Origin of the sequence: Bacillus sp. NP157, from assembly GCA_018889975.1 — a bacterium.
In the GTDB taxonomy this organism is placed as follows: domain Bacteria; phylum Pseudomonadota; class Gammaproteobacteria; order Xanthomonadales; family Rhodanobacteraceae; genus Luteibacter.
Genome location: CP076546.1, coordinates 2,382,376 through 2,407,217 on the forward strand (window position 1 = coordinate 2,382,376; position 24,842 = coordinate 2,407,217).

At 61.5% G+C, this 24,842-nt stretch carries 29 protein-coding genes; 6 read left to right on the forward strand and 23 right to left on the reverse strand.

Annotated elements, in window-relative coordinates; genetic code table 11:
* Window positions 1-13: 13 nt before the first annotated feature.
* The 6 genes from KPL74_10970 to KPL74_10995 form a co-directional block, all read right to left on the reverse strand.
* Window positions 14-2,473 carry a TraM recognition domain-containing protein gene (locus KPL74_10970; GenBank protein QWT22497.1) on the reverse strand — a complete coding sequence of 820 codons (2,460 nt, stop codon included), beginning with the start codon at window positions 2,471-2,473 and terminating at the stop codon, window positions 14-16.
* Window positions 2,470-3,036: a hypothetical protein gene (locus KPL74_10975; protein QWT22498.1), complete on the reverse strand. Its 567-nt coding sequence runs from the start codon at window positions 3,034-3,036 to the stop codon at window positions 2,470-2,472. The genes KPL74_10970 and KPL74_10975 overlap by 4 nt, the downstream gene beginning before the upstream one ends.
* A 643-nt stretch (window positions 3,037-3,679) precedes the next feature.
* Window positions 3,680-3,844: a hypothetical protein gene (locus KPL74_10980; GenBank protein ID QWT22499.1), complete on the reverse strand. Its 165-nt coding sequence runs from the start codon at window positions 3,842-3,844 to the stop codon at window positions 3,680-3,682.
* Between the two features lie 16 nt (window positions 3,845-3,860).
* Entirely contained in the window at window positions 3,861-4,325 is a 465-nt protein-coding gene (locus KPL74_10985; GenBank protein ID QWT22500.1) for a hypothetical protein, read from the reverse strand.
* On the reverse strand, window positions 4,325-5,002 hold the full coding sequence (locus KPL74_10990; GenBank protein ID QWT22501.1) for a hypothetical protein: 678 nt from the start codon (window positions 5,000-5,002) through the stop codon (window positions 4,325-4,327). Before KPL74_10990 ends, KPL74_10985 begins: the two co-directional genes overlap by 1 nt.
* A gap of 35 nt (window positions 5,003-5,037) precedes the next feature.
* Window positions 5,038-5,331: a hypothetical protein gene (locus KPL74_10995; protein ID QWT22502.1), complete on the reverse strand. Its 294-nt coding sequence runs from the start codon at window positions 5,329-5,331 to the stop codon at window positions 5,038-5,040.
* A gap of 506 nt (window positions 5,332-5,837) precedes the next feature.
* Here KPL74_10995 and KPL74_11000 point away from each other — a divergent pair.
* The 3 genes from KPL74_11000 to KPL74_11010 all read left to right on the forward strand — a co-directional run bounded on the left by KPL74_11000 (window position 5,838) and on the right by KPL74_11010 (window position 8,072).
* Window positions 5,838-6,143, forward strand: a complete 306-nt coding sequence (locus tag KPL74_11000; protein ID QWT22503.1) for a hypothetical protein — start codon at window positions 5,838-5,840, stop codon at window positions 6,141-6,143.
* Window positions 6,140-6,898 carry an HNH endonuclease gene (locus KPL74_11005; protein QWT22504.1) on the forward strand — a complete coding sequence of 253 codons (759 nt, stop codon included), beginning with the start codon at window positions 6,140-6,142 and terminating at the stop codon, window positions 6,896-6,898. The genes KPL74_11000 and KPL74_11005 overlap by 4 nt, the downstream gene beginning before the upstream one ends.
* A gap of 100 nt (window positions 6,899-6,998) precedes the next feature.
* Complete coding sequence (locus KPL74_11010; protein ID QWT22505.1) at window positions 6,999-8,072, forward strand: hypothetical protein; 1,074 nt, start codon at window positions 6,999-7,001, stop codon at window positions 8,070-8,072.
* Window positions 8,073-8,138: 66 nt separating this feature from the next.
* Here the strand turns inward: KPL74_11010 and KPL74_11015 are convergent, their stop codons facing one another.
* From KPL74_11015 to KPL74_11040, 6 genes are all read right to left on the reverse strand, one after another.
* Window positions 8,139-8,615, reverse strand: a complete 477-nt coding sequence (locus KPL74_11015; protein QWT22506.1) for a hypothetical protein — start codon at window positions 8,613-8,615, stop codon at window positions 8,139-8,141.
* A 30-nt stretch (window positions 8,616-8,645) separates the two neighbouring features.
* Window positions 8,646-9,278: an AAA family ATPase gene (locus KPL74_11020; protein QWT22507.1), complete on the reverse strand. Its 633-nt coding sequence runs from the start codon at window positions 9,276-9,278 to the stop codon at window positions 8,646-8,648.
* Between the two features lie 173 nt (window positions 9,279-9,451).
* On the reverse strand, window positions 9,452-10,078 hold the full coding sequence (locus KPL74_11025; protein ID QWT22508.1) for an ankyrin repeat domain-containing protein: 627 nt from the start codon (window positions 10,076-10,078) through the stop codon (window positions 9,452-9,454).
* A complete protein-coding gene (locus KPL74_11030; protein ID QWT22509.1) occupies window positions 10,068-10,373 on the reverse strand; it encodes a hypothetical protein in 306 nt (101 codons plus the stop codon). The genes KPL74_11025 and KPL74_11030 overlap by 11 nt, the downstream gene beginning before the upstream one ends.
* Before the next feature lie 117 nt (window positions 10,374-10,490).
* Entirely contained in the window at window positions 10,491-10,952 is a 462-nt protein-coding gene (locus KPL74_11035) for a spore coat U domain-containing protein (protein QWT22510.1), read from the reverse strand.
* Window positions 10,949-11,458 (reverse strand): hypothetical protein, encoded by a 510-nt coding sequence (locus tag KPL74_11040; GenBank protein ID QWT22511.1) that lies wholly within the window; start codon window positions 11,456-11,458, stop codon window positions 10,949-10,951. The genes KPL74_11035 and KPL74_11040 overlap by 4 nt, the downstream gene beginning before the upstream one ends.
* Window positions 11,459-11,905: 447 nt before the next feature.
* Between KPL74_11040 and KPL74_11045 the strand changes: the two genes are divergently transcribed.
* Window positions 11,906-12,628, forward strand: coding sequence for a toll/interleukin-1 receptor domain-containing protein (locus KPL74_11045; protein ID QWT22512.1), 723 nt, complete (start codon window positions 11,906-11,908; stop codon window positions 12,626-12,628).
* Between the two features lie 155 nt (window positions 12,629-12,783).
* On the opposite strand, the gene KPL74_11050 is transcribed toward KPL74_11045, so the two are convergent.
* The 6 genes from KPL74_11050 to KPL74_11075 form a co-directional block, all read right to left on the reverse strand.
* Window positions 12,784-13,212 carry a hypothetical protein gene (locus tag KPL74_11050; protein ID QWT22513.1) on the reverse strand — a complete coding sequence of 143 codons (429 nt, stop codon included), beginning with the start codon at window positions 13,210-13,212 and terminating at the stop codon, window positions 12,784-12,786.
* On the reverse strand, window positions 13,209-13,496 hold the full coding sequence (locus KPL74_11055) for a hypothetical protein (GenBank protein QWT22514.1): 288 nt from the start codon (window positions 13,494-13,496) through the stop codon (window positions 13,209-13,211). Before KPL74_11055 ends, KPL74_11050 begins: the two co-directional genes overlap by 4 nt.
* A gap of 170 nt (window positions 13,497-13,666) precedes the next feature.
* Entirely contained in the window at window positions 13,667-14,461 is a 795-nt protein-coding gene (locus KPL74_11060; GenBank protein ID QWT22515.1) for a hypothetical protein, read from the reverse strand.
* 4 nt (window positions 14,462-14,465) lie between these two features.
* Window positions 14,466-14,705 (reverse strand): hypothetical protein, encoded by a 240-nt coding sequence (locus KPL74_11065; protein QWT22516.1) that lies wholly within the window; start codon window positions 14,703-14,705, stop codon window positions 14,466-14,468.
* Window positions 14,706-15,006: 301 nt separating this feature from the next.
* Window positions 15,007-15,642 (reverse strand): prepilin-type N-terminal cleavage/methylation domain-containing protein, encoded by a 636-nt coding sequence (locus tag KPL74_11070; protein QWT22517.1) that lies wholly within the window; start codon window positions 15,640-15,642, stop codon window positions 15,007-15,009.
* On the reverse strand, window positions 15,639-16,196 hold the full coding sequence (locus tag KPL74_11075; GenBank protein QWT22518.1) for a hypothetical protein: 558 nt from the start codon (window positions 16,194-16,196) through the stop codon (window positions 15,639-15,641). The genes KPL74_11070 and KPL74_11075 overlap by 4 nt, the downstream gene beginning before the upstream one ends.
* A 655-nt stretch (window positions 16,197-16,851) precedes the next feature.
* On the opposite strand from KPL74_11075, the gene KPL74_11080 reads away from it, so the two are divergent.
* Entirely contained in the window at window positions 16,852-17,772 is a 921-nt protein-coding gene (locus KPL74_11080) for a hypothetical protein (protein ID QWT22519.1), read from the forward strand.
* Window positions 17,773-17,793: 21 nt separating this feature from the next.
* Here KPL74_11080 and KPL74_11085 read toward each other — a convergent pair whose 3' ends face one another.
* The 5 genes from KPL74_11085 to KPL74_11105 form a co-directional block, all read right to left on the reverse strand.
* A complete protein-coding gene (locus KPL74_11085; GenBank protein QWT22520.1) occupies window positions 17,794-18,660 on the reverse strand; it encodes an ankyrin repeat domain-containing protein in 867 nt (288 codons plus the stop codon).
* Window positions 18,661-19,432: 772 nt separating this feature from the next.
* On the reverse strand, window positions 19,433-19,720 hold the full coding sequence (locus KPL74_11090; GenBank protein QWT22521.1) for a hypothetical protein: 288 nt from the start codon (window positions 19,718-19,720) through the stop codon (window positions 19,433-19,435).
* A complete protein-coding gene (locus KPL74_11095; GenBank protein QWT22605.1) occupies window positions 19,717-20,265 on the reverse strand; it encodes an adenine methyltransferase in 549 nt (182 codons plus the stop codon). The genes KPL74_11090 and KPL74_11095 overlap by 4 nt, the downstream gene beginning before the upstream one ends.
* A gap of 194 nt (window positions 20,266-20,459) precedes the next feature.
* The gene (locus KPL74_11100; protein QWT22522.1) at window positions 20,460-21,287 is read right to left on the reverse strand and encodes a hypothetical protein; all 828 of its coding nucleotides are present in this window, start codon (window positions 21,285-21,287) and stop codon (window positions 20,460-20,462) included.
* A gap of 128 nt (window positions 21,288-21,415) precedes the next feature.
* Window positions 21,416-24,040 carry an AAA family ATPase gene (locus KPL74_11105; GenBank protein ID QWT22523.1) on the reverse strand — a complete coding sequence of 875 codons (2,625 nt, stop codon included), beginning with the start codon at window positions 24,038-24,040 and terminating at the stop codon, window positions 21,416-21,418.
* Window positions 24,041-24,208: 168 nt separating this feature from the next.
* Here KPL74_11105 and KPL74_11110 point away from each other — a divergent pair, with 168 nt between their 5' ends.
* A complete protein-coding gene (locus tag KPL74_11110) occupies window positions 24,209-24,838 on the forward strand; it encodes a hypothetical protein (protein QWT22524.1) in 630 nt (209 codons plus the stop codon).
* Window positions 24,839-24,842 lie beyond the last annotated feature (4 nt).

The window sequence follows — 24,842 nt, forward strand, 5'->3', positions numbered from 1 at the left end:
CGACGATCAATGGTCATGCGGCCTCCTGGTTCTGGCGGCGGTCTTGAGCCGGCTTCTTCTCCGGATATATGGGTTTGAGATCAATGATGTCGCGCCGCTTGACGCCAGCGCGCTGAATCATCGCTAAGGCCCTATAATTGGGTGCTAAATAAGCTGCAAGTTCGCTTGGCGAGAACAGCGTCTGCTTGACCCACTGAGTGCCCACCACCAAGTCCGGAAGGACATGATGGTTGACGCTAATCCGCCCGCTGGATGCTCCCTTGATGACTTGGCGATGTGAACCCGACTCACGCAAGGCGTCGCGAAGGACGTGTTGGTGGTAGGCAGCATTCGGATGAGCCACATCGAGTAGCGAGGAGCGCTCGAACCGGTCTGACGTAGCTTCCAAATTGATCCCGGTGGCCCGAAGATCACTTACCAAAAGCTCAGACTCTCCGAGTTCCCTAGCCATCCATTCGATGGTCATGGGCGAGGATCGCAAGCAAATTTTCGATAGGAAGCTGGCAAGAAACCCCCTTGCCTGCGCCTCGCCGCCGAGCCGCACGATGAGATTCTCGACGGTCTGTGTGGCCAGGCAAAGGATAAGTCCGAGCGACCTGCCAATCGGAGCAATCGCCATCTCCGGAGCGCCAATGAGATCTTGGCATTCATCGACCAGCACCAGCACTTGGGTCTCGCCCGTGCCTTCTTTGTCCCAAAAAGGGCGCTCGCCGCGCCGACGAATTCCTGCATATACCCGCTGTTTGATGAGATTCGCGGCGATCATGCCTGCTTTGCCGTAACGCACTTCAGGTAAAGCCACGCCGCAGCGCTTCCCAAAAAGGACTTCGGAGGGATCGTAACCCGTTTCGATCTGGGTCCAGCGCAGCAGGTCACGGTGCTGGAAAATAGGACTAAGCCACGACGACACGGTGGCAAAGATGTTCGACTTGGTTTTGTCGTCCATGTTTGCCAGTTCATCGGAGAAATACACCAGAGCATCGTCCAGCAGCGAACCGGTGTCAGCGTCGTCGTGAAATGCCGCCAGCGTCAGCAGCGCGTCCATTCCGTCTTCAGGCCTGGCTTGCGCGAGCACCAGAAAGTCGCGTGTGGTCTGAAGGGTCCATGCGGCGCGAGACCGGCTGGCCATCTCAGCCAACTCGGTTCGCGGAGCAGTCCGCAGATCACAAAGCGCCCGCTGCACTACCAACGACGAAAGCAGAAGTGTCCTACCGCTTGAATTCCAGAAACTGTCCTCACCTGTCGCCTTGTTAGTAACGATGGCTAAAATAGCCTCGACCACCTCTTCCGGCATCAGCCCTTGGATGAGAGCGATGTCCATTCCTGGCTGAATCAGCGTGTAGTCCGGAAGGTCGGATAACTCGAAAGGAAGTGAGCCTTTTGCGTCCATGACGAGTGCCCCGAGCGGCGCTCGATTCAGCCGGAGCAAGCCGCTTGCGACAGGCCGAAGCAACCCGGAGGTCTTGCCGGAATTGGTCTCACCAAGGCAGAAGATGTGGGTCGAACAATCGTATTGCGTAAGTCCCATCAGCAGACCGGCATCGGGTGCATAGCCGTCTTGCTTCTGAGTCGCAAGGCCGGTGGCGCGACCCAACTCTACGAACTGGGTCTCATCCCGGGCGGCCCGCTCCGCTTGGACTTTGCGGGCATCAATGTGAGCAGTTCGAAGCAGCCCGGCGTTTTCCGACGAGCCATACCGCAGGTCTTGCTCCCGCAACACGTCCGCACGCGCCTTGTAGTCCTGCCACGCCATCAATAGCGGTAGCGAGCAGCCCAGCACCCAAGGCGCGACCGCAGGCAAGAAGGGAAGCCATCGCGACAGAGCGAGGCTGACGAGTGCTGCCACGGCAACGCCGCCGACCAGTAGCGCGGCCTGCTTGAGGCTTCCTTTAACCTGCCCCGCCGGGGCAAACAGGCTGATCAACAGCACGGCGGCCACCAGCGATCCCACTGGAAGCAGCAACGCCGAGGGGCCGCTCGACCACAAGCCGCCGCGGTCCATTCCGGTGAACGCACCTAGGATGGAACCCCATAAACAAGGCAACAGCCCGCCGAGGAGTGCCACCATAACCATACGGCGCGCGCCCATGACCGAGTGAATCGCATACAGCACTGGCAGTAAGGCCAGCACGGCGGGCACGGCAATGAACGAACCGAACTGGGTGAGCGATGCGAGAATCGGCACAAGCATCACCAGCAGCGGTTCCGCCGAGCTTGGAGAGCCCCAGTTCATGTCATCGAGGGCATGAATTCGGGCCGTCACGTGGCGTCCGCCGGGAAGGCCGTTGAAGCGCGGGCGCGCATCACGAAGATCCTCGCGCACAGGAACCATCGCACCTGTGTTTGTGTCCACAACGTGGGAGGGCACGTCCCATCGGGTAACGAGTTCGTCGACGCCCTGCTGGCTCTTTTCCCACAACGCATCCACGGGAATTAACGACCGCAGTCGGCGCATATTCTTGTGCAAGCTCATTGCATTGCTCCAGCAGTTAATTGGGCGGCGGCTGCGTCTTCATCGGGCCCGGGGCGTTCCCCGCACTTGGCGACGATGCCCCTCTGAAACTCGCCTGGGTCGATGCCGGTGCCTCGAGCGCCGTGCCTACGTGCCAGCGCACACTGCTTGGCCAGTTCGGGGTCGAGTGAGGCGACCGACGCGGGAGCGCTCACATGGGAGAACCCCAGGTGGCGCCATCCATTCGCCAAGCCGGTGGCGCCCGCGAGCAGGGCCTGGACGGCAATGCAGAAGGCGAGGGACAGACCAAAAGCCAGGATGGCCACCCGCGGGGTTAGCAGCACGCGGAGCTGATTCACGCGGATGCGGCCAACGCGGACGTCGTCCGTCGAAGCGCCCTCGACCTTGGGCTCGTTCACCAGTCGGTCGGCCTGGGCCGCCCAAAAGTTAGCCGGCAGTTGCTGCGCATCGGGGGATCCGACGAAGAGGCACCCGAGGCGATGCAGCAGGGCGGAAGGGAACCAGCCGAAGAAGCCGAGCAAGCGCATCAGTCGGGTGGGGGCTGACGATGAAGCGGAGGTCATGGTGTTTTTCCTTGGGGATAGTTTGTTGTTGATCGGAATTCCACAGCGCGCAAGACCCGTTCAGCGTTTTCTCTTGAGCTGAGTGCCAAAGGCATCCAAGGCATGAAGCGCGTTCGCGCCGTAGGCGTCCAACGCAGCGTCCTTGGTCGTGGTGCGGTCGGGCCGCTGCGCCATTGCATGGCGCGGTGCCACGCGGGGACGCGCGCGTGGTGCGACAGCAGGCGGTTCCAGTGCCGCGACGGACGGCGCCGCGGTGATGGGCTTTTCGACCACGGGAGCCACGGACACGGACGGGGCGTCGACGGCGACCGCAGGAGGGACCGATGGTGGACGCACCGCAACCTGCGCAACTGCCGCCACCGGCGTTACGACTGGAGCCATCGCGGTCACGGGAGCGACCACCTCGGACTCAACTGAAGCGCGGGGTGCGGGAGCCGCGCGCGACGTATACGTATGTGCGCCCCACGCCACAAGGGCGACGGTCGCTAGGCCGCCCCCGACGCGCCATGCGATACCGCGCGACACGCGAAATCTCCAGAGGAAGCGCTGGCGGAGGGCCGGCCACTGGAGGGGTGCGCGCGTCGGCTTCGGGGTCGGCTCACTCAGCTCGGGAGCGGGCATCCCGTGCGCGACGGACACGCGCTCAGGATTGGGTGTTGCGATGGAAGTGGGAGCCAGCGGCGGCAGTGCTGACGAAGGGCTGGCGGCGACCGTCGCCCATCGGGGCGGTGCTGCGGGCGATGCCGTCGCGTGCGTCGGCACAGGGATTGCCTGCGGCGGCGCCACCGCGGCGGCGTTGGTCATCCAACGTGGCTTGCTCTCGCTCACGACCGCGGCTCCTGGTAGTAGTCCGAGCCGTCGAGGTAATCGTGGCTCTTAGCCCGCGCCCTGGGCCGCTTGTTGGTGACCCACTCGAAGCTGGGTGTCAGCACAATCGCCAGCATGGCGAGGTCGTAGGGCAGGAAAACCAAGCCGGGCGACCACCGCATGAGCACCTGGGCCGCCAATACAACAGCAGTAACGGCCGCCCCACATGCTAACCAGGCCACACCGCGGACCCATGGACCCCGCGGCGCGAATGTGCCGACGCCGCTGCAAAAGGCGTCGACCCAGACCAGCGAGAACCCGAGCGAGAGCAGAGCCAAGAGCCCCACCTTGACGGTGAGATACGGCATAAAGGCATCCACGCCGGCGACCGAGAGCGCCGCAGTCATGGCCAACAGCAAGAGCACCCAGCCTCGGTCGGGGCGCTCATAAGTGAAGTAGCCGGAGCCGAAGCGAATGTCCATTACTGGTTCTCCTTGTCCGCGCTCGTGTGCGGCACATCCGGCACCGGCGACAGCTCGAGCGAGGGCGTGGCGCTGGCGCTCTTCTCAATCAACGTGGCCGTGGTGTCGGATTTGAGATCCGCGCGCAGCGTCTGGACGAGCCAGGCCCGTTGCGTGGGCGTGCCGCTGACGGTCAGCGTCACCGGCTCCGCACTTTCGTCGGCGAGCGCGGCGGCTTTGGCGAGGATGCCGGCGGTGGTCGGACCACGGCGGGCGATGTCCGTCGCCAGCAGCTGGATCGTCAGGCGGTCCAAGGCTTGGGCGTGCTCCGTCTTGCCGGTGCTGTCCGTGGCGGATACGGTCTTCGTTTGCACCTGCGCGACCAAGCCACCGTTGCGAGCCTGCTCGGCCAGCGCGTTGGCCTTCTCCAAGCCCTGCTTGTAACCGACGACGCCTCCCACGACTGCCCCCGCCGCGCCACCGATCGCGCAGCGTTTGATACTCAGGCCCGAGTGGGTCAGGAGGCCGCTGACGAAGCCCGCGGCGCAACCTACGGCGCCGCCGACCATGGCGCCATGCGCTACCGACGTGGTGGTCGCGTCGTTGGACGGATTGCGCGGGCCGATGCCCACGGAGGCGCAGCCCGAAAGCGCAGTAGCAAGGGCGGCGGCGAGTAAGACAGAGGATTGGAACTTCATGACGGGGGACTTCCTTTGAGGAGGGAGATGCGGGGTTACAGGGAGGGTTGGCGCGGAGTGTTGGCCTGAAGCTCGGCAAGCGAATCGAGGTTGTCGGCGAGCGCGTCGATGAATTCGACCTGCTGCTCGCGAAGCTCTTTGCACACCGCTTTGAACGCGTCGTCGAGATGCTTCTCGAGCGCGCGAAACGCTTCCCCTTCGGTGAAGTGCGTGAGCACGATTTGCTCGACCGCTTTCGTCGGCGACATACCGAGGCCGAGCGCGTAGGACCGAAGGGCATCGGCGATGTGCTTGGGAAGATTGACGTGCGTGCGAAGGGCAGCGGGCATATGCGATCAACAAAATGGTAAGGACACATTTGTTGTTGATCGGAATCTGGCCGCGCGCAATGGGGTGCTCAATCACCTGCAGCGGGATGAGTAAAAAATGGCGTTACGTTGCGGGTTGCAGCGGTTGCGAAAAACGCGACTCGTCGTTTTTTGGTGACTGGACGGTCACCGGCTCGGGCTTTTGGTGCGCAAGGCGCGTGGCCTTACACCCGCCGAAGGCGGTGGCGACACCTTGGTGCGTCTGGTGTATTGGTTCCCGCTAGACCCCCTAAGCGAAACCACCGATCAAATTGAAGAGCGCCTTCCGACCAACGAACCCCAGGCTTCCCCCTCATTCCTTTGCACAGCCCCACCCATTTGCGTGCGCTCCTCCCTGCCACTCGTTCCGCCGCGCCCCGCTCTCGACCAGCGGCTCATCGGTCGAACGTGAATCGCGCGCCAACCCCTGGCGCCCCTCTGGTTTCCGATCAATAAGAGACGTGTCTCCCTTGTTTCGGAAAGCACCTATGCGCCCCAAAACCATTTCTCGCAGCGCCTCGGTCAAGGCCTGGCACGCCGCCCACACCGGGCTCACTCACCGCCGTTTGCGTCTGGTTGTCCCGTCGGCCGCCGCGCAACACGCTCAAGACATTGCTGACCTGCTGGGGGTCAGCCGCTCGGCGCTGCTGCTCCACCTGTTGCATACCGCTGGCCCGGCGACCGCAGCACTTCGCACCGCTATCAAGGAGACTGCCGCGCACTATGGCGTTGGCATCTTAGTTCGCGATAACGAAGGCAAAACGATCCGTGCTCGTTCCGGGGGCGGCCGATGAACGCGCTCGAGGCGTTCAAGGAACGCATGAAGGGGCTCCGCTTGCCGCGCTCAACCACCCCGCCCTGGCGGACCCTGGCGCTCATGCAAGCCCAGGGTGCGCGGTGCGAATATTGCGGTGTAGCGGTGACGCTGGATGGCCCTTGGGGAGCCCAGCGAGCCGTCGTCGATTACCTTGTGCCCGAATGTCACGGCGGCTCACCACTCCCCGGCAACGTGGTCCTAGCCTGCGCATCGTGCCAGAAAGCCAAGGGCGATCGGGACTGGTTGGACTGGCAGCGAGGGCAAGACCCGGATGCTCTGATGGCGCGCCGACTGCACGCATTGGGTAGCGCCTGGAATCATCTCCCGAGGACCACCGTCGGCTTCAAGACCAAGGGCCCAATTGAACGAATGCTCGCGAAGCGCTGGGCTTTTCCGAGAGCCACCGTGGCCGCTTGTTGCACGACCGAGGGAGGCTTAGTCGGCATGCTTGGGCCCGTGCCCCCGCACGTCTACCTTATCGTGCGCCAGCACCAAGCAGCCAACCATGGGGCCGGGGTGTGGTGCGTGGAGCGCGAGGCGTTCCTGAAATGCGCCTGGGCGTTGGTCGAGAGCAACGCCTGGGTGAAGCGGTTGACCCTGGGCGCGTGGCCGGATGGCACGCCTGGGGAAGACCCCGAGGGTGCGTTGTGGTGGGCTGTGGTTCGCAACATTAACGACCTGGTGCGCCGGCGGATGATGTTCCCGGCACAGCACGGGGACTCGCGCCAGTGATACGCTTTGGCTTCACCACGGTAGGGGATATGGGTCACCTACGTCGAACGATCGGCCTCTAGTGGTCATCCGTGGCATTGACCGACTACTGGGCTGAAGAATGGATACCCCGAGAAAGCGCAAACCCGCGGATGCCTCAGAGCACGCACTCGATCGACTAGTCGACAACGCGTTTGAATTCCTGGCCGGGTCACTCAGGGCGCTCAAGAAGAACCCGAAGCGATCTGTCATTGAATTCTACACTGCCGTGGAGCTGTTCCTGAAGGCTCGGTTGCTCTGCGAGCACTGGAGTTTGATCGTCACGAAAGAGCCGGATCGCGCCCAATTTCTTAGTGGCGATTTCAACTCAGTCACCTTCGATGAAGCATGCAATCGGTTAAGAAAAGTTCTACAGCAGGGTATCTCTGAGGATGCGAAGAAGGCGTTCAACGTCATTCGGCAGCACCGAAACCGAATGGTGCATTTTTTCCATAGTGACGATTTAGAGAATATCCGAACAAAAATCGCGCTGGAGCAATTGCAGGCTTGGTGCCATCTGAATCGACTGCTGACTGGAGAATGGGCCACTGCCTTGCCCAAAACCGTTCCAACTCGCGCCGCTTTAATCGAGCGGACACTTGTTGATCACCGTGGATACGCCCAAGCTCTATTCGACCAGCTGCAGCCGGTGATTAAAGAAGCCCAAGCGAACGGCGCCAGCTTTGTCGCTTGCGTATCTTGCTCAATGAATGCAGCGGAAGTGACCAAGACGCGTGACTGGCTTCGCAGCTACTCGTGTCGGGTGTGCAAAGGGGACTGGTCCGAGCTGGACATGGCGTGTCCCAGCTGCGACACCGGAGGGACTCTCATGGCATACGAGCCTTTCACCTGCAATGAATCGTCGTGCGGCCACACGGTGGACGTTGACGAACTCTACGACGCCCTCGATGACGATCCGTCGACCTATGACAATTACTTAGACGCAGTGACCCCCGCGAACTGTGATGAGTGCCAGGGCCATCAAACGGTCTGCGCTTTTCGCGAGGAATACCTGTGCGTAAACTGCTTAAGTGTATTTGAGAGTCTGTCCGCATGCGGATGGTGCGGTGAGTTCGGAACTGAGCCCCGAAAGCACAGCGAATGGTCCGGATGCGAGCACTGCGACGGCAAGGCTGGGCATGTTAGAGACGACTAGATTTGGAATCAGCTGCAGAAACGTCTAGGTTCTTGAGTCCAGGACCAATCCTAGCAAGACGATGAGTCAACCCGGCCGCGACCCGCTCTTCACGGCCCACTTGGCCATAGCGACCTTCCGCTTGATCGTAACGGCACTTGCCGCCTTGCTGTCGCTCATCTGTGGCTTTGCCACCGCACTTGAGTATTCGTTCGGCAGCGACTCCAACGTCTTCCCTTTAGCAACCAGCTCGTGAAGTGCGTAGTCTGCCAGCCGCAAGAGCGCACCGCCCCAGGCCGCCGGATTCTCTGAATGCGCTTGAATTGACGCGATGAGTGCCCCGGGCACCCCGATCTTCAGCTGGTGATGCGACTCGCCCTTTGGCGCCCGCAGACGCCGCGATTCAAGAATCGTCTTCTGCCCCGGCTGCTTCGCGCTCACGAAGTGGTCAAACGCAGGCTTCGCGGGTGCGGTCACCCTCGGCCGGCGCGCAGCATCCGCCAGCCTTTTCATATCTGGTTTTTCTGCCGGCGATTTGCGGGGTGCGGTCTTCTTGGGGGGCATAAGAAAGATATTTATCGAGTTGGGGGAAGTTTACGCAGCGACCGGAGCTTTGGGCACGTCGTTGCCGGTTTCGGGCGCAGGGTCCGACAGCACCGGGGCCATCGCCGCGCAAAATTCGTCGCGGGCTGCGGCGGCCCAACGGCTTTTGCTGTTGCCCGGACAAAACAGGGTGGTGCCGGCCGACAGCGCCTGGGCAAGGGCTGCGCGGTCGCGAAAGTAGGCCTGGCCCGGGAATTGGTCCGCCAGCAGCCGCGCCTGGTCCGCACGGTCCAAGCGAACGCGGTTCGGAACGACCACCGCCAAGCGGCCGGCTTGCTGCAAATCTTCGAGTGCTTGAAAGAGCAACACATGGCTGGCTTGGTCGCACAGCGTGGGCATGATTAAGACGTCGCCCGGTAAGCGACGTGCCCGACCGACAACGCCGGGTGAGCAGTCATGCACAACCGACTCGAAACCTCGCGACAACGCCGGCAAGATGGCGAAAGGGAGCACATGCCCCGCTCGGCGGGCGAGCGCACCAAAGGCAAGGGCCGCCCCACCGCTCTCGTCGTCGTCGACTAAGAGCACTCGCTCCCCGCGCGACGCGAGCAAACCGGCAAAGTTGAGGGCGAGCGTCGTTTTGCCGGAGCCGCCCCGGGCGCTCACAAACGCATAGTCAGTCATAAGAGCAACCTTTGAGCGCTTTCGAGAGCGACGACCGCAACGCATCCAGCCGCTTCAGAGCCCGCTTGGGCGCGAGATCCATAGCGCTGCCCTCCGCATGGGCTGCTCGACGACGACGGCAAACCGCGCGACGGTGTGGGGCGGCGCGCTGACCGACCGCTACGCGCATCGACTCATGCCTGGATTGCTTCATGGCTTGCTCCGTCCAAAGAGTGTTTTGCTGCGCCGCGCGTGTGGTGGGCCACCACGGGTTGACGACGAAACTTGCCGCATCCGCCTTGGGCACGTGCCCGTTCGAGCAGGTCACGGCGCCGCAAGGTGCTTTGCGCCGCCGCTATTGCGGCGGCATAACGATCTGTGTAACGAGCCCCCGACAAAGGGTCGAGCCGCAGCGACTCAGGGTCCATAAGCCATTCCACATCGTTGTCGCCGGCAGGGTGGGGGTCGAAGCAACCGACATCGTCAAACGCGCGCTGCCTCACAGCAACCGCCAGGGCGCGCGGCATCGTGTCGGCAACCGCCGACGGGATAAGTCCCTTCGTGTCCCGGTGATCGAGTGCCGCGCCGGCCTCCAATAGCCGGGCGCAAATCACCTCCAACGCGTGGGCCTCGCGAGTGCGCATTGTGTGCAACGCCGCGCTGTAAGCAGCCACGCACACATGCAGCGCGGTCCTCTCCCACAGCTGGCTCGGAAGCCGTCGGTTGGGGTCCGCTCCTGCCTTAAGTAGGGCGGCGACCGTCGAAAGGTCCGCCTGTGCCACGGCAAGGTGAAGCGCGTAGCGTTGCGCATTAGTGGTCATGGCGCACCCCGCGGTGCGCACCCAGGCGCTGGTAAATCGCGGCAACCTCGGCCTCGCTCACGCCGCATCCGTCGGTCTCCAAGTGGGCCAGGTAGCGGACCATGTCCTTGGCGCGCAGCTGAAGCTCAGAGACGCGGTTGTCATGGAGCATGTAGCTCCAGCTCGTATGAAAGCGCGGGCTCGTGTCCAGCTCCCAGCGCTGGGCATCGGTCAGCTGCGCGCGTTGTGCTGTCAAGAACGCACGGGCCTGGTCGTCGGAATAGCGTGGGGTCTTGAGTGGGGTTGTGACCGTCATGGCGATTTACCTGCTTAGTTTCTATTGGGGTGGTTTATGCTTCTACATGATCACGTTAACGCGTCGGGGGCGGATGTCAACGTGTTCTGGAAACTATTTTGCGTGCCTGCAGCGCCCTCAGTAAACGACGCGCACCAGCTGCTCGCCGCGATAAGTGCCGCTTCCCGCCCTCTGCCCCGCGGGGATGCTCCCGACCACCTTCAGCGTCACCGGCGTCCTGCCCTGCCCTACCGCTCCGACGCCACTCGTGCTGTTCCACGCCCGGCCGGTCGGCGACGCCAAGGTGTAGGCGAGCGTCGTGCCACTCGGGCTGTGTAACTGCGGAACGCTGTCGAGGTAGACCATGACTGGAGTGCCTTTGGTGCAGGTCAAAGAGATGATGCCCGCATGGGCAGTTGCTGAAGCTGCAGCACCGTCAGATCGATAGTCGGCAAAGCTCAAGGGTTGGGTCGCGATACTGCAGCTGTCCACCACCGTTGCGCTGATGAGCAGTGTGCCGGTGACGGTAGTCCCGCTGGCGCCGAAGGCAACGGCCGACAGCGCGCACAGGGCAAAAAGACGAGTGACGGGGCGACTCACGGCTGCGCCTCCGGGTGCTTTACCTCGCGGGCGTTCTCCTCTGCCCGCACCGAACGCTTAGGCTTGGGTTTTTGACGCGAAGCCCCGGCGCCGGCCGCTGCCCGGCGGTCTGCCTCGACCGCGGCGAGCACCACCTTTAACGCCTCGAAGGCTTCTTCCCGGTGGCCAAAGGTCTTCGGTTCGAGTCGGGCGATGCGATAGTAGCGGCGAAGCAAGAGGGTGAGCTGATGGTCGGCGTCGTAAAGGGCTTCGCAGTGAGCGAGGGAACGGCACGCCTGGTTGTAAGAGTGAGGCCAGGCGCGGCTCGGTGACCGGGCGGTGCGGGTCACGCCGCAGTCCTCGTCGTCGGACGGATACCAGCGGCCACCGCGGTCAGAGCTGCCTGCTGGATGTTCGATGCGAGCTGCTCGGCGTGCATGCGTTACGAGGGCCTGAAGGGCGTTAACCAGCGCGTCGGGGTCGGCTTGGAAAGCCTTCAGCACGTCACGTTCAACTTTGTGGGTCATGGCAGATTCCTTTTGCGGTTGAGATATTGGGGTGTTTTTTGCTTCCCCATAACCACAGTAAGCGATCTCGAGAGCCGCGCAAGGGGGGTCGAAGCAGATTTCTCGTGACTGCAGAGCGCCTGCAGCGGTAAGCGAACGCGGGGCTTTTCTTTCACTTCTTCATCCCATTGGGCCGTTGGCGCAGGCGGCAGCGGTGCTGCCGTGCTTCGCCACGATGACAGGCTGGCTGTGCCCCCAATCTGAAAGCCTGGGCCCAGTTCGGTGGCTCGCGGCGCTTCTGCACCCATAAATTGTCACGGTAAATGCCGTCGCAGACACGCACGATTTGGCGCAAAATGATGTGGAGCCGAAGGTTGCCGTCTGATTCAACTGATCGCTTTGGACCAAGTGGCCAGGTCGCTTGCTCACTGACCTGCTCTGAATGTGTATCCATCAAAGGAATATGAAATGGCGCGATGCACGGCACCAGTAAGAGGACATAGCTCGGCAGCCGCAGCTGCCGAGTGTCCCGCATGTCGTTACCGCACTCGGGGTTACGCTAGCTACGGTGGAGGAGGCTCTTACTCGCCGCCAGCGTATCCGTCGGGGAGCACCGGCGGCAGCCGCAGCGCCAGCAGCGGTTCCGGGGGAGGTGCGAGGCCGCGCTGGTCGAAAGCAGGTTCATCACTTGCCTACACGCCCGCCCAGGTCATGTCACTGACGCCCATCCGGGAAACAGTCGAGAAGCGAGCGGCAGAGCAACCGGACCTTCGTGACGTCTTCCTCTGCCACGCTTGGGATGACCGGGACGGCGCTGCAAAAGAGTTACATGGATTGCTTGTAGCAGCGGGCGTAAAAGTCTGGTTCAGCGAGACAGACCTGGGTCTTGGCGTTCCAATGATGCGGGCCATCGACAAAGGTCTTGCGAATTCGCGAATCGGACTCGTCCTGGTGACCCCTGCGCTCTTGGCCCGCCTCCCGACGGGAGGTGTCGCGGACAAGGAACTTTCGGCGCTTCTCGCCGGCAACCAGCTCATTCCCATCGTGCACAACACGACCTATTCAGAGCTTCGTAACGTCAGCCCCTTGCTGGCTTCCCGGAGCGGCCTCGATACTGCTGAGGATTCAATGACCGTGGTCGCCGCGAAAATCGCTGAGATAAGCGCAGTAGTCCCCGCGCAAATGCGGTGACCGGAGGACCCAGCGCAAGGATCTGCCCTTTAGCCATTGGCTTAAACGGCGGCACTGCCGCCGTGCTTCACCGCTCGGGGGCGGGACTTGGCTTGCTTTCTCTCCCTCCCGAATGGGCCGGGCGCGTAAGCGGCCGGAGAATCCAGACGTATTCTTCAGCCCGCGGTGCGCAGCTCTCGTTCCAGCAAAGCGCGAATGACATCGGTCAGCGTCCACTGCAGCTCTGCCGCCCAGTTCTGGAGCGTCGTCCGCTCTGCAACCGCCAATGGCACCATCAGCACCACTCCGCCATCGGTCACACCCCTGGGCGCAGCCAAGCCTTTCACTCCACGGGCTAGCCCCCGGCGCACAAAGACCGACACCGCCGCGTTCCGAGAAGCGAAGCGTGTCGCTGCAGCGGTCAGGCGCACATAGAGGTCACCCGAGACCGTGACTTTGAGGTATTGGGTTTTGGCGGGCACATCGGGCTCTGCGGTGGCTGGGCGCAAAGCCTGACGTGCTATAGCCGCATAGTCAAATTCTGGGGTGACTTTTGCGTTGCCTAGAAGCCACCGTGCGGTGGCGGACATGTCAATTTCAGTCATTCGGCTCCCTCGCGAGCTTTTTTCCACTCTTTGCTGAGCTTCTTGTATCCGCCTGCGGAGCCGTCGACCGTGAAAACTAATCCGTCAACCTCGATTTGTTCGCCGGTGATGGCCGACTTGGCAGTGTGGTTCGCGCACCATTCCGTGCCCCAACCTAAGCTGCTTTCTTTCGTGAATCCGGTCGGCTCGGCCGATACGTCGAGGTAATTGGCGACGAGACCAGGGTTGAGGCCCATCGAGACGAGGGTGCTTGGATCGTTGATGACGCGTGTTTGAATGTTCATACGCTTTCCTATTGTTGTTGGGGTGTTTATTGCTTCTGCTGCACATTCACGTTACCGCGTTATAGACAGCTGTCAACGTGATCTGCGACTTATTTCTTGTGCCTGCAGCCAGGCTGCCGTGGCGGCGGATGTTTGATGCAAGGCGCGGTGCACCCCTACCACGCTGCGCTTCAAATGCCCGGAAGCGATACCCCCAATGCTTTGGCGTCCCGTTTCACTTCTTCGGGTGTCCGCCCTAGCTGCTCCGCCAACCTCCCAAGGCTCGTGCACCCTGCATCGATCAAACGGGCCAGCTGCTGCCGGCGCTCGAACGACGCGTGGAAAATGGGCAGACCCAGGAACTTGGCTGCGTCGCGAACATGGCGCTGTGACAGGCCGAGGCGCGCAGCGACGTCGGGCGCGCTGGCTCTCTGGCGAAGAAGTTCAGCCACTTCGTTCCGTTGCACTTCTTCACTTTTCGGCGCCGGCCGGAGGGCCCCACGGTCATTGATGACCATCCCCACCGGGATACCCATGCGCTTTGCGATTTCGGAGCCGGTCAAGCCCTGGCGGTAGAGTTCGTCCACCTGCTGCCGGCGCAGCGCCCGGCGCTCGCTGACGCTCAAGCCTCCCTGCTTAAGCGCGTTCTGCCGACGCCACGCTTCAGCGCCGCCCTTGGCATGCCGAACGGGAAGCCCAGCTGCTTTGAAGTGCGCCACCACGCGGCCGTAGGCAACCCCCATTAGATCCGCGGACTCACCGACGGTCTTCCCCTGGGCATGGCACCATGCTGCCCGGTCTTGCGCAACGGCGGGCATCGACTGCTGCCCCATGTGCCGAAGAAGCGAATACCGCCCATCTCCTTCGTCCCGACCACCCGTCACCAGGTCGGTGAACGCCCACTTCTCCTCTTGACCGGTGAGGGAGAATCTTCGAGACAGGGCTATGGCCTGGAGGTCCTGAAAAGTGGCGTGGCGCAACAGCATGCCATCAGCCCTGTTGGCCGATGGCGATGGCGATCCCATCGAGTTCGTCGGCGACGGCAGCGAGATTTTCGCAGCGGATGATGTCGCTGGCCCACTGGTTGCCGACTGGGTTAAGGGTCCATCGCGGCATCGGCTCGCCACAGCCATTGCTGGCCGCGGCCATGCGGTCTCGGTCGCTCGCAGGTGACAGGTCATAGCCGAGTTTCAGTGCTGCATTTTCGAGAGTCGAGCGTGCGTAGTTCATGTGCGTTGTCCTTTTTTAATGGGGTGGTATTTGCTTCTTTTACAAATTCACGTTACAACTTTTCGAATGACTGTCAACGTGCTCTATAAGTTATTTTTCCAACTGCAGCACCCAGGGATATTCAACTCGACGTGATCCGTCATTTTCTCTCCAGCACTTTGATCCGCTGGCCCAGGGCCCCAGCGGCGCACCTTTGCTCTGCTCCTAGCCCACCGCTCTTGCTCTTCTCACCTCATCTCCAAAAGGCCGGGGCGCTGGCGTGCGTCCCATGCTCTCAACCCCTTCAGCCCCACCTCGCAGCTCAGGCACTCGGCGTCACCGGGCCCATCTTCGCGCCGTCTATGACCTCCACCGCCACGGCATGTCCTCCGTCGGTGCTGCAGGCAGCCCCTATGGCGCCAACGTCCGCAACCGCCAGGCCATCCACGCGCACAGTGACTGCGCCTTCCCGCAACGCGCTGGCCACGCGTATGCATACCGCGCCAGGGAGGGCTTGCAGCGCGATGGAAAAACCGCCGGCAGGGGTCACTGTGCCATCGGCATCCGTGCGGGCAATCGGTCCGATGCTCCACGCCCCCCATTGCGTCGCGTGGTTGCCGTGTTGCTGCAACGCGGGCGCCGGGTGAAGCGCGGCGATGGTTGCAGGGTCGGACAAGGCACTGAAGTCATAGGCGCCTTGCTGTTGCGTGGCCACCTGGGCCTCCAGGGCACGCACGGCCGTAACGAGGGCAAGCGCGTCGCGGGCGGCGTTGCCTTGGAAGCCTAATGCCCAGACCCCGAGGGCGAAGAGCGTCGCTCCCGACAGGGTCAGCAGAACTTCGACGAGTGTGAAGCCGCGTTGGGGCATGGGGCAGAATATGTGGGAGGAACCTCTACCCTTGATCGGAAAAGCGCATGCGGCAAGCTGCCGGCGGTTCGCCTGCAGCGGGGCGATCACAGTCGAGGTCGTTCTGTGCGCGCTGTAGGGTCTTCCCCGAGCGCCTGCTGAAGCGTCTGCGCCGACCGCTTCGCTTCGGCATGACTCTCAAGAAGAGCCCTAATTTTCGGTTCATGGCAGAGCACTGCAGCAGTCCTGCCATCGTGACTCTCAAAGCTTCCGTCCGCCCCGTGCTTGAGCAGGTCGGGCACGGCAGACGGGTTAAGCATCGCGGCGAGCATCAGGGCGGTGAGGCCCCGGTGGTCGGTCGTATTGACATTGGCGCCAGCCTCGACGAGGAGCGTCCGCACGACGGAGTTGCACGACAGGCCCAGGTTCGTGGCCTCGTGCCGCCGCGCATCCGCGCCAGCCTGTAGCAGAAAGTGAACGTGCTGCGCAGAATGTCGGCTCGCCAGGTGCAGCGCAGACATCGGTCCCGCACCGTCGTCGAACTCAGCGTTCGGATCCGCCCCGGCCTGCAGCAGTGCAAACACGGCAGGTCCACCGGTTGAACTGCTGCACGCGGCAAAAAGTGCCCGGTCGAGTTCCGCTTGCGAGAAAGGAGTTGTGGTCATGAGGATGCCGTTGATGGGGTGTTTTATGCTTCGCTTATTTCAACACTACAACTCTCCGGGCGCTGCGCAAGAGGAGTCGAAGTAGATTCTTCGTTGACTGCAGAGCGCCTTCAGCCGTAAGCGCGCACGGCGGTTCTTCTCATAACCCCTCCCCACCCCATTGGGCCGTCGGCCCAGGCGGCAGCGATGCTGCCGCGCCTTGCTCAAACGCTCAGCCTGCTCTGCTCTTCCCCCCTCCCCAAAGAGCCGGGGCGCTGGCGCGCGCCCCGGGGCTGTTGCTCCTGGCTGCGGCTTTTGCCCGTCGCTCTTGCTTTTAAAAACAGAAAAGAGAAGACGTGCGGCGAAGCCGCGCTCTACCGTCCGGCTCTTTCTTTCTTAAGCTTTAAGATCTAAAGCTTTACGTCTTGGGGGCCAAAAAACGGCGTCAGAATGCGGGCTCCAGAGCATTCACGTATCTCGCATACACCCCCTCACGTATCTCGCATACACCCACCTACGTATCTCGCATACACCCTTTCGATATCTCGCTCCCACCCTCTACGTATCTGGCATACACCCCCACGAATAATTCGGCCGGAAGGGACTTGCGCTTTTCTCGGGATCGCTTATACCAATTGAGCAGGGGACTGGTCTTCTGCATCAGCAGGGTTTCAGCATGGCCTTCTCCCCGAATATTCACGCACAGAAATCGCACACCTCGTCCGCTCGGACGACGTCCAACGTTCCCCGTGTGCGACATGCACAACCCGGGCTTCCTATCGCGTTTGTCCGCGGCTCGCTGTTCGGCGTGAATGATCGCTTTAAAGATCCAGTCGAAGGCCAGGAACTTTGCGTCGACGGCGCGAGCTGTTTGCACTACTGGGGTCCGCGACTAAACCAGACCCACTCGCTGCTTTGGCAAGTCATCGCTTCGTTGTGGATCGACGGCAAGTCCGCTGGCGCCGACGAAGACTACGTTCGGGTCACTAGCGCCGACTTACTACGAGCGATTGGCTGGCGCGACACCTCGACGCGCTCCCGGCGGTGGCTGTGGGACCGACTGGTCGAACTACAGACGGCCCGACTCGAGCTGCAGACGCCGCGTCACCGCTACAGTGGCTTGCTGCTCACAGAGGTCTATCGCGACGAAACGTCGCCCTCCGCGCCCCTAACCTTGCGGGTCAACCCTCGCGCAATCGACCTCTTAAAAAACGAAGTCGTGCTCACAGACTTCTCGCGGAAGCTTGAGCTGACGGGTAAGCAACTGGCGCTATGGTTGCACGACTTCATTTCAAGCCAAAGCAACGACACATTTATCCCTATCCCCGTCAGTAAACTCCACGCGCTTTGCGGGTCGAAGCAGGCGCTCGCCCAGTTCCGGCCCCGGCTACTTCAAGCGGCAGCTGAGCTGCAGGTGACAACGAAGCCGCTACTTAAAAGCTTTAGTGTCGATAAGGCAGACCGTTTCGTTTACTCAAAAAGCCAGACACGAGTATTACTGCTCCCCGCCGCCGCGGGTATTGCGCAGATGATGCAGGCGAAGACCGCCGCCGCGGTGAACCAGGCACGGGCACAACGGGCGACGGTAGCCCTCTAAGCACACTCTGGATCGTTTCCGTCATAGGCGATGCGCATCGCACGACGGCGATGCGGTAGCACGCAAATCGCCGCTTAAGCACTTCCTCAATTGGTCTGCTTCTCTATAAGCCCAAAAATGCTTTCGGATTCGTGTCTTTGCTTCGTTCGACCCGCGCAAACAGCCAAGCGGGGTCCGTCGCCTTCCGCTTGCGTCGACGAAGAATGAATGGTGATCAGCGCCATGATTCAGAAGCCACGCTGCAATTCTTGAAAGCCCATAAGAGCATGCAAGGTGCAATGCATTAGGGCCGTCTGACGCGGAAGCGCCTGGCTCCGCACCGTTTTTGTATAACGCTTCAAGCACCGCAACGATTCCGTCTTCGTGTATTTCACTGATCCCATGTTCGTGTGTCTGTTCGCACGTGCTGATGAGGGACTTCAAAAAAACTATAATGCCGTTATGCGCTACTTTCGTGGGCACACAGAGTTCGACAAAACCCTCCGAATAGAGATGAGCAAGAGGGGCCAGTTCTACGGCGAGCCGCCCAGTCGGCTCTTCGTCGTCGGGTAATAGCGCATACATTGCCGCCTCTGACCTTGCGATTTCACAATCAGACAACGTTCCAGAGTCTCGCAAAAAGCTGACGTGACCAAGGATATTTTCGATTAAGCCTGGCCAGTTCGGGATTCGCTCTCCCGGGAATTTCTCAATGGCAAGCGACAGACAATTAAACGCTCCTCTCCTGGCAGCCAGTGAAAGAACGGAATCAGGGTATCCCTCCTCGCAAAAAAAGTCACATGGAAGATCGCGCTCGTCATATAGCGTTTCAAGCAGGCTCGCGTCATCTAAGCCAACGACGCCATTCAAGATGTCCAGCCAATAGATGTTGTTCGAGAAGTTGTTCATAAGTTGATCCTTCGTAGTAGCAAATAGGTTTTAGGAGTTGATATTTGAGATTGGGTGAGCACCCTTGACGCTCCATTCGTTCGCCTCGAGATCTCTTCCCCTGCATGTAGCCAGTCGTGGATCCCTTTGAAATGCAGATCCGACTTAGAAGTTGGCGCATCACAACGCCACCGCAAGCCGGTAAACATCGGCCTGCCAGTCATTCAGCAGCACAGGCCGCCGTGCATACGTCACCACCGACGCATCAGTTGCGAAAGAGCTGCTGCCGACGCCCTGACTTCCCGTGGGCAACGGTGCCACTCAAAGAACCGCACACCCGTCAGCGTCAGCGTATTGATGCAATTCACCTCAAGCCCCTCCATCGGCTGCGCATGCAGCACCCGGTTGGCAAATATTTGTGGCGTGGTCATCGCACAGCACAAAGGGTCGATGTCATCGCCTCCGACGGTGATGCATTTCAATGGGGACGGATTTGAATCGGTGCGCGTGCGGTGGGCCTCTGCCATCTGCGCGAGTAGCAGCCCACCGGCGCCGCAGGCGGGGTCATACCAGCTGCCCTCATCACCCTCAAGCGGGAGTTTCGCCGGTGCTTTACCGCCAGTCCTGCCGTTAAGTTGCACAGATCCGGCGGGGTAAAATGCTGCCCTAGCTCGTCACCCTGACTTGCAAGCAGTGCGCAATGCACTTGACAAAGAAGATCTGCAGATGGCATCTACTGCACCAGTCGCATAAACAGTGTGACGGCCCTCGCCGCAAACGCTTCCTGCTTTTGTCATCCCGCGACTGGCCAGCCTGCCGCTTGCCAGCAAGCGACGTTCAGAAAAAACTCCGGCTCTTTGCCCGTCCGTGAGCGCACGACCATACGATGAAGGCCGAGGACAGTTTCGAGCGCACGCCAGAGGAGTAACGCCATGGCGTCTCGATTGCTTCGGATCGCACCGGCCTTTGGGATGCCGGTGACCGCCTTGAGTAGGTCCGCGATTATTGTATTGATCTGCCGCGTCGGCGGATCCGCCGCCCTGCTCGTTTTTGCGATGCCGCCTTTGCGTTGGCGCTTCATGCCGACACCCCAAGTCGGTAAACGCCCGCCTGGCCTTCATTGAGCAAAATAATCCGACCCTTAAGCTTGCCCTCGCCAACAAGGCGCACCAGCATATCCCTCGCACCCTCGCCATACGCCACCAGCACAGAGGGCGCTCCAGCGGTGCCCACCGACTCACCGTCGATCGTCGCGAACTTCAGTCGCCCCTTGAAGAACAGGACCGCCGTGGCGTTGGGGTGCTCCCAGATTGACCGGTGGAACATCTGGGTCTCCGTGCGGGCGAAAATCAGCGCCAATGCGTTGCCGTGCTCGGCCGTCTTGTTCAACCACTGATCGCATTCCTTACCGTAAGGCGGATTCACCCAGTAGAAATCCTTCGGATTCCACCAGCGATTAAACCCATCTTTCACTTTATTGAAGTGTCGCGTGGCGGTGTCCCACGGACGCGTCATGGGGCTGCAGGGGTCGACGTCCGGCATCCGCACCGACTGGATGGCGTTGATGATAAAGCGGGGCGTCAGCCAGGTTTCCTCGCCGACGGTGCGCTCGTGGCAGAAGCCCATCCTCTTCTTAGGGTTGCTCTGGTTGTTCATAAGTTCGTCCTCGTGTTGGTGTGAGGACGAGTCTCCAGAGGATCAGCGAGTTGGCTCGACGGTGATCCCAACCTCTTTTTTATGAGAAAAGCACTTGGCGCCTCCCCAACGGAATGCTTAAAGCAAAAAAAACCCGCAGATGCGGGCTTTATCCTATGGCGGGGTCACAAACGGTCAGGCTTCGAACGACCCGTTCTAGGGCTGCCCATCACAGCATCGTAATCCCTAGCATGCCTCTGCGATCCGCCGTGTCGCACACTCTCCAGTGACGCCTCGAGGACGGCCTCGGCGACATCAGCCCACGGCTTTCGGGCATCCAAATCGCGCCATGACATCTGAGCGGCCTGCGCAGCGGACAACATCTGGATGCGAAGCCCCGCTCCCTTGCAGGCGGCCAAGAACTCGGACTTGGAGAGATCGTTTGCCGCAATCAATGCAGCAAGAAGCTCTCCGTCCCCATCAGCAATAAACGGATACGTTTCATTGAAGAATCGCTCCAGCGCTGTCGTCGCAGCTGCGCGCCGTTTTGCCAGGCCGTTCATGGGCTGAGGATTTCTAGGCCTCTTCGCTTCTTGGCCTGCCAAGATGCCGGGAAGCTCGTCCGACGCCCAGCGCCACAAAAATGTGGGTGGGCGCGAAACGTTATTGAACTTACCACCCGTGCTCATCTCACTGCGCCAAGACCCACCCAGGGCCGCGATCAAGCCAGCATGCAGGGCCTTGAGCGACCTTCGGACGTAGCAAGCGGCCGTAATATCGAGCACCCAGTCATCTTTTTTAAGCCACTTAAACTGCGCACGAAATGCGACGTCCTCGAGCAGCGCTCCGCCTTTGATACGTGCCGCTGCGGTGGCATTCTTTCCCTGTGCCGCGGCGAGCGCATCCAGCCGCCGGTTCAGCGCTGCGGCAAACGCTTCGCCGTCGTTTCGGCCTGCGCGAAACAGATCGGCTATGACCAGAGGAAGACTATCCAAGACGCTTTCATAGGGCATGGGGGCTCGCTTAAACACCGGATGGATTGACGATGGTCGCCGCGCGACGATCGATGTGGGCCAGCGCCGCCGGAACTGACGACCCGGCCGCATTACACGCCTGCGCCGATAAAGGCTGCTTCACAAGCCTAGTTCCGCACTCGGTTTTGCAACAGGTCAAGGGCAGCGTCCAGCTGCACCACGGCCCCTACAATGGTCCTAACTGTGGCGCGGTCGAACTCGCCGCCGCGCTGGGCGTCGTGGACACCGGCGTTAAGGTAGCCCCATTCAATCGAAGCGCCATTGACCCCTAACAGCGTCGCTAGAGCTGCCCGGGCCTCGTCGAGTCCAGGACGATCCGCCAACCCGCGAAGCGCACTGCTGAGCTTGGCGCACTTATTGTTCAGTTCGAACGGCGCGCCCGGCCCCGAGATTTTCAGGTCAATGCGGCCGTCACCGTGCCGTCCCAGCCACTTCCATAGCCGATCGGTCAGACTTTCCAGGGCGGGTCGACTCTGCTTGAGGGCATCGCGCTTGTCGTCTTGCCCGATGGCCTGCTCGGCCAAGAGCACATAGTTTTTTGTCGGCGGGTCCGTGTCCACCCTCAACTCATGCTCGCCCAAGTGAGGAAGGAACTTGATCACTCGGACTTCGTCTCTAACTCGCTGCGCGCCCAACTCCTGCTGGATGCGCAGTAAGAACTCCTCTCCATGAGAGGTCAGAATGACTTGCTTCCCGTCGAGTGCGCCGTCTTCAAACAGCGTTCGCCAAATGCCATTGCGGTGATCGTCGTCGATGGCGTTGACCGCGTCGTCGAAGATCACCACCGGACATCCCTGCTCCATGTTTTTAGCCAAAAGAATCGCTAAGCCCAGGCACCGGATGTGTCCCTCGCTCAGAATCTGTAAGGCGTCGTAACGTAGGCCAGGCTCGCCGACAAACTCCAGTTCAATCTTTTCGTTTTCGGCAACGGGCAGCCACAACTCGCTCAGCAGGTCCCCCGGCGGGTCGTCGCGATTGAACCCGTTATAGAAGTCGCGCACTCGGCGTCCGAGCCCCTGCAATAACTGACCCGGTAGCTGAGCCATAAAGGCTTTCAGTTGAACGAGGAACGGGTCGTAGGCGGCTTTGATGCGCTGGTGGAACGTGACTTCCGCCACCTCTGCGGCAGCCTCCGCAATCAGCTCGCGATTCTCATCCTCGAAAGCATCGATCAACGCTTTGGCGTCGTTGAACCAACGAAGGCCCTCGTTACGCAGCGTGACAAGGGCCGCAATTTCCCGCTCAAGCTCCTCGAGCGTGTCGCGCTCCGTCAACAGCCCGGGACGTTCACCGGCTGCCTGTTGTGCCTGCGCGTCCGCACGTTCGATGCCGGACGCCCAGTCCAACAATGCACACCACGCGGTGCGCGCGTCGTTCAACCACGGCCCCAGCCAGGTCCCCTCGGGGCGTTCAGGCAGCTGGGGAAGGGCCGCCACCTGCTCTGGCTGGGCCGCCTGAAGCACCCGCCGCATCAGGCCGTGCAGTGATCGATGCTCCTCGGCAACCAGCTCACGTTGCTCCGCCTCCTGCAGCTGCAAATCGGCCAGCTCGCCAAGCTGCGCCAAACCCGCGCGCGCGCGCTCGTAAGGGTCGTGCGCCACCTTATCAATAGCGGTGCCGCACGCCGGGCAGGAGGTTTGATTAGCGGCGGCTAGATCACGCACGGCTTCATAGAGCTGCCGGTAGGACACGTCGCTGGTCCGAGCCTGGAGCTGCTGCGAAAGTAGCTTCAGCGACTCTTCCGCCGCTAAGGCGCTCACCAGCCGCGCCTCGCATTGAGCGCGCGTGATGCCGAGCAACGCGTTAGGAGGCGTGTCGATCGCGGCTCGGACAATCGATAGGCGCCCGGGTAGCGGATCGGCGCCCATCAGCCAAGCACATGCTTCGTCGTAGGTGGCACCTGCCTGGATCCGCGGGGCTAACGCCGCCTCCTGCTCTTGCCATCCCGCTAGTGCGGCATCGTAATCCCGAACGATCTGCTCCGCCGCGGCCAGTGCAACACGTCGGGCCTGCAAAGCCAGGTTTTTCCGGCCCTGAAGATTAAGGTTTTCATCGAGATCAGGATTGAACCCGCGGACGAAGTCGTTGAACTGATCCACGCCGAACAGGGTAGCGATCAATTGCCGCTGGTCCCCAGGGGTCCGAGCCGCGATTCGCGCAAAGCCCTCGATTCGATTCTTTTCAATGAAGCAAAATCGAAAAGCTTCCTCGCTTGCTTCGACCTCGACCGATTGCCCCTGATCGTCATGAGCAACGAGGGCGGGAGGAACGTGACGACGTAACCGCGCGTTATGGCAGTAGGTGCGCTGGTCGATGCGCTTGCTGTCCGCTTCATTGATATTGCCCAATAGGGCCCATTCCATGGCCTCGCACAGGCTGCTCTTACCGGTGCCGTTGGCCCCGTAGACCAAAGTGATGGGACGCGAGAGATCGAACGTCCCTGGACTCATGAACCCACGAAACGGCCCAACCTTAAGCTCGTGGAGCCGACGGAAAGCTAGGGCTTCCGCAGCCGCCTCGCCCAGCTCGGGCAAGTCGACCGGCTCCGCGTCCAGCTCTTGCACAAGTAGAGGAGCCAACCGCGCTGATCGAGCGCGACGAGCCGTTCCGAGCCGCGCTAATGTCGCGAGATGACGCCCGACAATGCGGGCGACCCGCCGGACGTCGCCCGGCACCGCCGGCTCCGCCAGCGACGCCATAAACCCGTGATATTCCGATCGAACCGTCCCCATGGATCCGTCCTAGGCGTCATCCAGCGATGCCTTACTCTAACGTCTTCTCGGGCACCGCGTCCCGCTCTGGCGTCTGGAGCGCAACCAGGATCGATCCTCGGATCGAGGGAGTGGCACGGACCCGAATCTGCCCGTATGGTGGTCCCAACTTCCGCTGGCCCCGCCCCAATGATTGACCTCCTCCAGCATTCCGACGCGTTTCATGAGCGGCTCGATGGCCTACTGGGCTCCGCCCCTCCCCTTCAAACAAACCTTCCGCGGCACCTTGCCGCCGCGGCCAGCGCGGTATTGTCGCTCGAGCACGCGTCTGCGGCCCGGCAGTGCTTCGCGAATGACCTTCCGCAGTCGGCCACAGCGCTGCTCCGGCTCCAATTCGAAGCCATCGTTCGCGGGGCCTGGGCGTTGCATGCTGCGGCAGACGATGCCATAACGCTTCTGGACGGACCACTGAACGAAGAGAGCGACGAGCGAGCCCGAAAATTGCCCGGAGCAACGGTGATGCTGAAGGCCCTTGCCGAAAAGGCGCCGGTGGGATTGGTTGAACCGCTCCGTCAGTTCCACTCGGTCGCCTGGCACGGTTTGAACTCTTACGTGCATGCCGGGATCCACCCATTGCAACGCCGAGCGAGGGGCTATCCCGCCGAACTAGCGGCGCAGCAAGTGCGTAGCAGTAACGGGCTCCTGCACCTCGCCTACCGGCTCTTGGCCTCACTCACAGGCAGCGCCACTGCAATGCATCACGTCACACACGCATGGCATGAATTCGACGCATGCTTGCCCATAACGCCCGCCCGATAAGCAC

What these genes read in the sequence shown, in the direction of transcription:
- KPL74_11050 (QWT22513.1), bottom strand. Translation starts at nt 13,212, where the DNA reads ATGACTGAAATTGACATGTCCGCCACCGCACGGTGGCTTCTAGGCAAC.
- KPL74_10975 (QWT22498.1), bottom strand. Translation starts at nt 3,036, where the DNA reads ATGACCTCCGCTTCATCGTCAGCCCCCACCCGACTGATGCGCTTGCTC.
- KPL74_11100 (QWT22522.1), bottom strand. Translation starts at nt 21,287, where the DNA reads ATGCCCTATGAAAGCGTCTTGGATAGTCTTCCTCTGGTCATAGCCGAT.
- KPL74_11055 (QWT22514.1), bottom strand. Translation starts at nt 13,496, where the DNA reads ATGAACATTCAAACACGCGTCATCAACGATCCAAGCACCCTCGTCTCG.
- KPL74_11080 (QWT22519.1), top strand. Translation starts at nt 16,852, where the DNA reads ATGGCCTTCTCCCCGAATATTCACGCACAGAAATCGCACACCTCGTCC.
- KPL74_10990 (QWT22501.1), bottom strand. Translation starts at nt 5,002, where the DNA reads ATGAAGTTCCAATCCTCTGTCTTACTCGCCGCCGCCCTTGCTACTGCG.
- KPL74_10995 (QWT22502.1), bottom strand. Translation starts at nt 5,331, where the DNA reads ATGCCCGCTGCCCTTCGCACGCACGTCAATCTTCCCAAGCACATCGCC.
- KPL74_11060 (QWT22515.1), bottom strand. Translation starts at nt 14,461, where the DNA reads ATGCTGTTGCGCCACGCCACTTTTCAGGACCTCCAGGCCATAGCCCTG.
- KPL74_10970 (QWT22497.1), bottom strand. Translation starts at nt 2,473, where the DNA reads ATGAGCTTGCACAAGAATATGCGCCGACTGCGGTCGTTAATTCCCGTG.
- KPL74_10985 (QWT22500.1), bottom strand. Translation starts at nt 4,325, where the DNA reads ATGGACATTCGCTTCGGCTCCGGCTACTTCACTTATGAGCGCCCCGAC.
- KPL74_11095 (QWT22605.1), bottom strand. Translation starts at nt 20,265, where the DNA reads ATGGGCTTCTGCCACGAGCGCACCGTCGGCGAGGAAACCTGGCTGACG.
- KPL74_11010 (QWT22505.1), top strand. Translation starts at nt 6,999, where the DNA reads ATGGATACCCCGAGAAAGCGCAAACCCGCGGATGCCTCAGAGCACGCA.
- KPL74_11020 (QWT22507.1), bottom strand. Translation starts at nt 9,278, where the DNA reads ATGACTGACTATGCGTTTGTGAGCGCCCGGGGCGGCTCCGGCAAAACG.
- KPL74_11090 (QWT22521.1), bottom strand. Translation starts at nt 19,720, where the DNA reads ATGAAGCGCCAACGCAAAGGCGGCATCGCAAAAACGAGCAGGGCGGCG.
- KPL74_11015 (QWT22506.1), bottom strand. Translation starts at nt 8,615, where the DNA reads ATGCCCCCCAAGAAGACCGCACCCCGCAAATCGCCGGCAGAAAAACCA.
- KPL74_11005 (QWT22504.1), top strand. Translation starts at nt 6,140, where the DNA reads ATGAACGCGCTCGAGGCGTTCAAGGAACGCATGAAGGGGCTCCGCTTG.
- KPL74_11085 (QWT22520.1), bottom strand. Translation starts at nt 18,660, where the DNA reads ATGAACAACTTCTCGAACAACATCTATTGGCTGGACATCTTGAATGGC.
- KPL74_11025 (QWT22508.1), bottom strand. Translation starts at nt 10,078, where the DNA reads ATGACCACTAATGCGCAACGCTACGCGCTTCACCTTGCCGTGGCACAG.
- KPL74_11045 (QWT22512.1), top strand. Translation starts at nt 11,906, where the DNA reads ATGGCGCGATGCACGGCACCAGTAAGAGGACATAGCTCGGCAGCCGCA.
- KPL74_11105 (QWT22523.1), bottom strand. Translation starts at nt 24,040, where the DNA reads ATGGGGACGGTTCGATCGGAATATCACGGGTTTATGGCGTCGCTGGCG.
- KPL74_11000 (QWT22503.1), top strand. Translation starts at nt 5,838, where the DNA reads ATGCGCCCCAAAACCATTTCTCGCAGCGCCTCGGTCAAGGCCTGGCAC.
- KPL74_11030 (QWT22509.1), bottom strand. Translation starts at nt 10,373, where the DNA reads ATGACGGTCACAACCCCACTCAAGACCCCACGCTATTCCGACGACCAG.
- KPL74_11040 (QWT22511.1), bottom strand. Translation starts at nt 11,458, where the DNA reads ATGACCCACAAAGTTGAACGTGACGTGCTGAAGGCTTTCCAAGCCGAC.
- KPL74_11110 (QWT22524.1), top strand. Translation starts at nt 24,209, where the DNA reads ATGATTGACCTCCTCCAGCATTCCGACGCGTTTCATGAGCGGCTCGAT.
- KPL74_11075 (QWT22518.1), bottom strand. Translation starts at nt 16,196, where the DNA reads ATGACCACAACTCCTTTCTCGCAAGCGGAACTCGACCGGGCACTTTTT.
- KPL74_11065 (QWT22516.1), bottom strand. Translation starts at nt 14,705, where the DNA reads ATGAACTACGCACGCTCGACTCTCGAAAATGCAGCACTGAAACTCGGC.